The organism is Streptomyces silvae, assembly GCF_016745505.1.
In the GTDB taxonomy this organism is placed as follows: domain Bacteria; phylum Actinomycetota; class Actinomycetes; order Streptomycetales; family Streptomycetaceae; genus Streptomyces; species Streptomyces silvae.
In genome coordinates, this window is sequence record NZ_JAERUC010000110.1 from 1 (window position 1) to 4,539 (window position 4,539).

General features: G+C 73.6%; 4 protein-coding genes. All 4 read left to right on the plus strand.

Annotated features, from left to right (window positions below):
* Positions 1-277 precede the first annotated feature (277 nt).
* Positions 278-928, plus strand: a complete 651-nt coding sequence (locus JKV81_RS17015; protein WP_129266608.1) for a thioredoxin-like domain-containing protein — start codon at positions 278-280, stop codon at positions 926-928.
* An 80-nt stretch (positions 929-1,008) separates the two neighbouring features.
* A complete protein-coding gene (locus tag JKV81_RS17020) occupies positions 1,009-1,572 on the plus strand; it encodes a DUF305 domain-containing protein (RefSeq protein ID WP_206738692.1) in 564 nt (187 codons plus the stop codon).
* Positions 1,573-1,798: 226 nt separating this feature from the next.
* Positions 1,799-3,094, plus strand: a complete 1,296-nt coding sequence (locus JKV81_RS17025; RefSeq protein WP_202076618.1) for a phytase — start codon at positions 1,799-1,801, stop codon at positions 3,092-3,094.
* Positions 3,095-3,161: 67 nt separating this feature from the next.
* A complete protein-coding gene (locus JKV81_RS17030; protein ID WP_129266605.1) occupies positions 3,162-4,418 on the plus strand; it encodes an ROK family protein in 1,257 nt (418 codons plus the stop codon).
* The last annotated feature ends 121 nt before the right edge of the window (positions 4,419-4,539 follow it).

Consider the following 4,539-nt stretch of genomic DNA (forward strand, 5'->3'; position numbering starts at 1 on the left):
CGTCTGGTGCGTGCGATCGCAAGGCGCGGAAATGTTCTCGGTGGGGGCCCCTCCCATGCCCTTCAGGCTATGGGGGAGGAGCTACCAGGGCATTTCTGCAACGCCGCGAGCGTGCGTGCCAGACGCCGCCGGGCAGGCGGGACTTTCAAAACACGCCCTAGGGCCGTGCGATCCCGTCCTCCGCGCCGTCGGCGCGTGAGGCGGGCCGTACGCATGCCCAGTTCCCCCGCGTGACGCGTCCCGCGCGCACGCGATCCGCCGGACCCGAGGACCTGACATGGCTTCCGCCAAGAACCAGAACAGCCCCGCCGCCGCACGCCGCGCCAAGCTCGACGAGGCGCGCCGCAAGGAGCGGGCCCGCGAGCGCCGCAGCCGCATCATCACCATCGCCGCCGCCGTCGTCGTGGTCGCCGGCCTCGTCGCCGGGGGCGGCTACCTGATGTCGGCCGCCGACGACAAGGACAAGGCCGAGGAGCAGGCCAGGACCTCGCCCGTCACCGGCGAGAAGTCCTGGGACGACCTGACCCAGGACCATGTCGAGACGCCTGTGGACTACCCGATGAACCCGCCCGTCGGCGGCAACCACAACCCGGTCTGGATGAACTGCGACGCCGACATCTACACCGAGGCGATACCGAAGGAGAACGCCGTCCACTCCCTGGAGCACGGCGCGGTCTGGGTCACGTACAACGACAAGGCGAAGGACGCGGACGTGAAGGCGTTCTCGGAGCGCGTCTCGAAGACGCCCTACTCCCTGATGAGCCCCGTGGCCGACCAGAAGGACCCCCTGATGCTCAGCGCCTGGGGCAAGCAGCTCACCGTGAAGAGCGCCACCGACGCCCGCGTGGCGCAGTTCTTCACCAAGTACGTCCAGGGCGCGCAGACCCCCGAGCCGGGCGCCGCCTGCTCCGGCGGGGTCGCCAAGTGAGCTCCGTCGCACGCCTGCCGCGTTCGCTGGTGTGGGCGGGGGCGGTGGTGTTCGTCGTGGCCGTGGGGCTCGTGCTGCTGATGGTCGTACGGCCCTCGGCGGCCTCTCCGTCCGGCTCCGGGGCGTCCGCCGGAGCGCCCTCGGAGAGCTCGGCCGATGTGGGGTTCGCCCGGGACATGTCGGTCCACCATCAGCAGGCGGTGGAGATGGCGTTCCTCGTCCGGGACCGCACCGAGGACGAGGACGTGCGCCGCCTCGCGTACGACATCATCAACACGCAGGCCAATCAGCGGGGCATGATGCTGGGCTGGCTGGAGTCCTGGGGCAGGCCCAAGAGTTCGGAGCGGCCGCCGATGGAGTGGATGGGCCACCCGGTCACCGCGTCCGACGGCTCACTCATGCCGGGCATGGCGACGGACACCCAGCTGGACGGGCTGCGGGCGGCGTCGGGCAGGGACGCCGAGGTGCGGTTCCTGCGGCTGATGACCGTCCATCACCGCGCGGGCGCCGACATGGCCCGCGCGGCGGCCGGTTCGGCGGCCACGGACGAGATCCGGGACCTGGCGGCCGGGATGGCCCGCGCCCAGGAGTCGGAGATCTCGCTCATGGCGGACATGCTGGAGGCCAGGGGCGCGCGCCCCTGAGCCGGGGAACCGCTCCAGGCAGAACACGGGGGGGCCGGGGCCCGGTGACGTGCGTCGCCGGGCCCCGGCCCCCCGCCGCACCGCGAATTCACCTGGCGCCCATGTCCCCCTCATGGACGCGACACCCGGCCACCGCCGCGCCGTCCGACACTTCCTGACGAGTCATGGACATGTCCCTCTCAGGTTCCCTCTCAGGTTCCTCTCACGACAGGAAGCATCCGTGCGCATGCACCGCTCCCCTCGCCTGGCGGCCACCGCCCTCCTCGGTACGGCGCTGATCACCCTCGTCCCGCTGTTCCCGGCCCACGCACGGACGCTGCCGTCCGTCCGGCCGACGGCGGAGACGGCCGCGCTGTACGACGACGAGGCGGGCGGCAACGCCAACGCCGACGACCCCGCGATCTGGCGCAACGACGCCGCCCCCGGGCGCAGTCTGGTCGTCGCCACCGCCAAGGAGGGCGGGCTGCGGGTCCACGGCCTGGACGCGTCCCTGGTGCAGACGATCGCGGCCCCGTCACCCGCGACGGAGGACGACGCCCCGGGCCGGTTCAACAACGTCGACCTCGTGGGCGGGCTCCGCACCCCGTCCGGCCGCGCCGACGTGGCCGTGGTCAGCGACCGGGGCAACGACCGACTCCGTATCTACCGGATCGATCCCTCGCAGCCCGGCGGCCCCCTGAAGGACATCACGGACCCGGCCGCCGCCCCGGTCTTCTCCTCCGGCCAGGCCGAGATCAACGAGCAGCGGACCGCGTACGGACTCGCCACCTGGCAGGACCGTTCCTCCGGGCGTTCGTACGCGCTCGTCAGCCGGCGCAACACCACGGACCTCGCTCTCCTGGAGCTGCGCCCGACGGCGGCGGGCACGGTGGGCTACCGGAAGGTGCGCACCCTCTCCCTCCCCTCGGCCTTCCGGCTCCCGGACGGCACCTCGTGGACGCCGTGCGGCGAGCCGGGAGAGCTGCCCCAGGTCGAGGGCATGGTCGTCGACCCGGAGAACGGCACGCTGTACGCCGGTCAGGAGGACGTCGGCATCTGGCGGCTGCCCGCCGGCCTCGACGGGCGCCCGGTCCTGGTGGACAAGGTCCGCGAGTACGGCGTCCCCGGGACGTACGACCCGGAGACCGAGGAGTGCGCCCCCGGCCGTGACCCCGGGTTCGGCGGCAAGCGGCTGGCGGCCGACGTGGAGGGCCTGACCCTCTTCCGGAAGGGCGGCCGCGGCTACCTCATGGCGTCGGGCCAGGGTGACGACTCCTTCGCCGTGTACGGCCGCGAGGCCTCCGGGGGCAACGCCTATGTGGGCGGCTTCCGTGTCACCGCCGCCTCGGCCGACCTCGACGGCAGCGAGGAGTGCGACGGTGCCGCGGTGCTCGCCGAGCCGCTGGGTTCCCGCTACCCGCACGGGCTGCTCGTGGTCCAGGACGGGCACGAGACCTCGGCGTCGGGCGCCGAGGAGGGCCGGGAGGCGACCGGCTTCAAGTTCGTCGACCTGCGCGCGGTGACAAAGGCCGCCGGCCTGTAGGGGCACGGCCCCGGGCCTCGTACCGCGGGCGGTGTCCGGGCAGGCATCGCATAGGCTCGGCGACGATATGAAGAGCTACCTCACGCCCCTGGGGTCCAAGGCCGACAAGGACACCGTGCGGCGCCACAACCTGAGCCTCGTGCTGCGCGCCGTACGGGACGAGGGGGAAGCCGGCGAGGCCACCCGGGCCGGGGTGTCGGCCCGGGTGGGACTGACCCGCGCCGCGGTGTCCTCCCTGGTCGAGCAGTTGCTGGACAGCGGGTTCGTCACCGAGTCGGGCAAGACGTTCAGCGGTCAGGCCGGGCGCCCCGGCACGGCCCTGAAGGTGGCGCGCACCGGGCCCGCCGGTCTCGGCGTGGAGGTCAACATCGACTACGTGTCGGTGTGCGTCGTGGATCTGGCGGGCACCGGCCGGGTACGGCAGACCGAGCACCTGGACAACCGCGGCGCCCCGCCCGAAGAGGTCCTCGCCCGGGCGGCGGGGATCGCCGCCCGCACCCTGGACTCGGCGCGGGAGCAGGATCTGTACCCGGTCGGTACGGCGCTGGCGCTGCCCGGGCTCGTGTCGGGCGGCTCCGTACGCCAGGCCCCGAACCTGGGCTGGAACCAGGTCCCCGCCGAGGAGCTCTTCGCGGACGCGCTCGCCGGTCTGCGTCCCGGCACGGCGCCGCTGCCCGTGCGCTCGGAGAACGAGGCGAATCTCGCCGCGCTGGCGGAGCTGTGGTTCGGCGGACTCGACGCGGTCCGCAGCTTCCTCTATCTGACGGGCGAGATCGGCGTCGGCGGCGCCCTGGTCCTGGACGGCGAACTGCTGCGCGGCGCGCACGGGTTCGCCGGGGAGATCGGGCATGTGGTGGTGGACCCGGCGGGTCCGGAGTGCCGGTGCGGCTCGCGGGGCTGCCTGGAGCAGTACGCCGGCCAGTCCGCCCTGCTGCGCGCGGCGGGCATCGACGAGACCGCGGGCGGGGCCGCGGGAGTGATGGAGCTGGAGCGGCGGGCGCAGGCCGGTGATCCGGTGACACTGGCCGCGGTGGCCGACGCCGGGCGGATGCTGGGGCAGGTGCTGTCCGGTGCGGTCAATCTGTTCGACCCGGACGCGGTGGTGCTCGGCGGGATATACCGGGGCCTGATGCCGTGGCTCTCGCCGCCGGCCGACCAGGAGCTGACGGGCCGCGTGGTCTCCGGCCTCTGGTCCCGGGGCGGCGGCAGGCTGCGCGCGTCGTCGGTCGCGGGTGACGCGGCACGGGGCGCGGCGGCGCTGGTGGTGCAGGACGTGCTGGCCGACCCGGTGGCGTACGCCCCGCCCTCGGCCATGGACGCCTGACAGCCGGCCCATGCCGGGCCCCGGGCTGCCCGGCGGTGGTGGTGTGGCCGTCGGGGAGCCCGGGGGGTGGGGTCAGCGGATGCCGATGAGGTGTTCCATGGCGAGCTGGTCGAGGGCTTCG

Coding starts and splice junctions, on each gene's coding strand:
- JKV81_RS17015 (WP_129266608.1), top strand. CDS start 278: ATGGCTTCCGCCAAGAACCAGAACAGCCCCGCCGCCGCACGCCGCGCC.
- JKV81_RS17020 (WP_206738692.1), top strand. CDS start 1,009: ATGGTCGTACGGCCCTCGGCGGCCTCTCCGTCCGGCTCCGGGGCGTCC.
- JKV81_RS17025 (WP_202076618.1), top strand. CDS start 1,799: ATGCACCGCTCCCCTCGCCTGGCGGCCACCGCCCTCCTCGGTACGGCG.
- JKV81_RS17030 (WP_129266605.1), top strand. CDS start 3,162: ATGAAGAGCTACCTCACGCCCCTGGGGTCCAAGGCCGACAAGGACACC.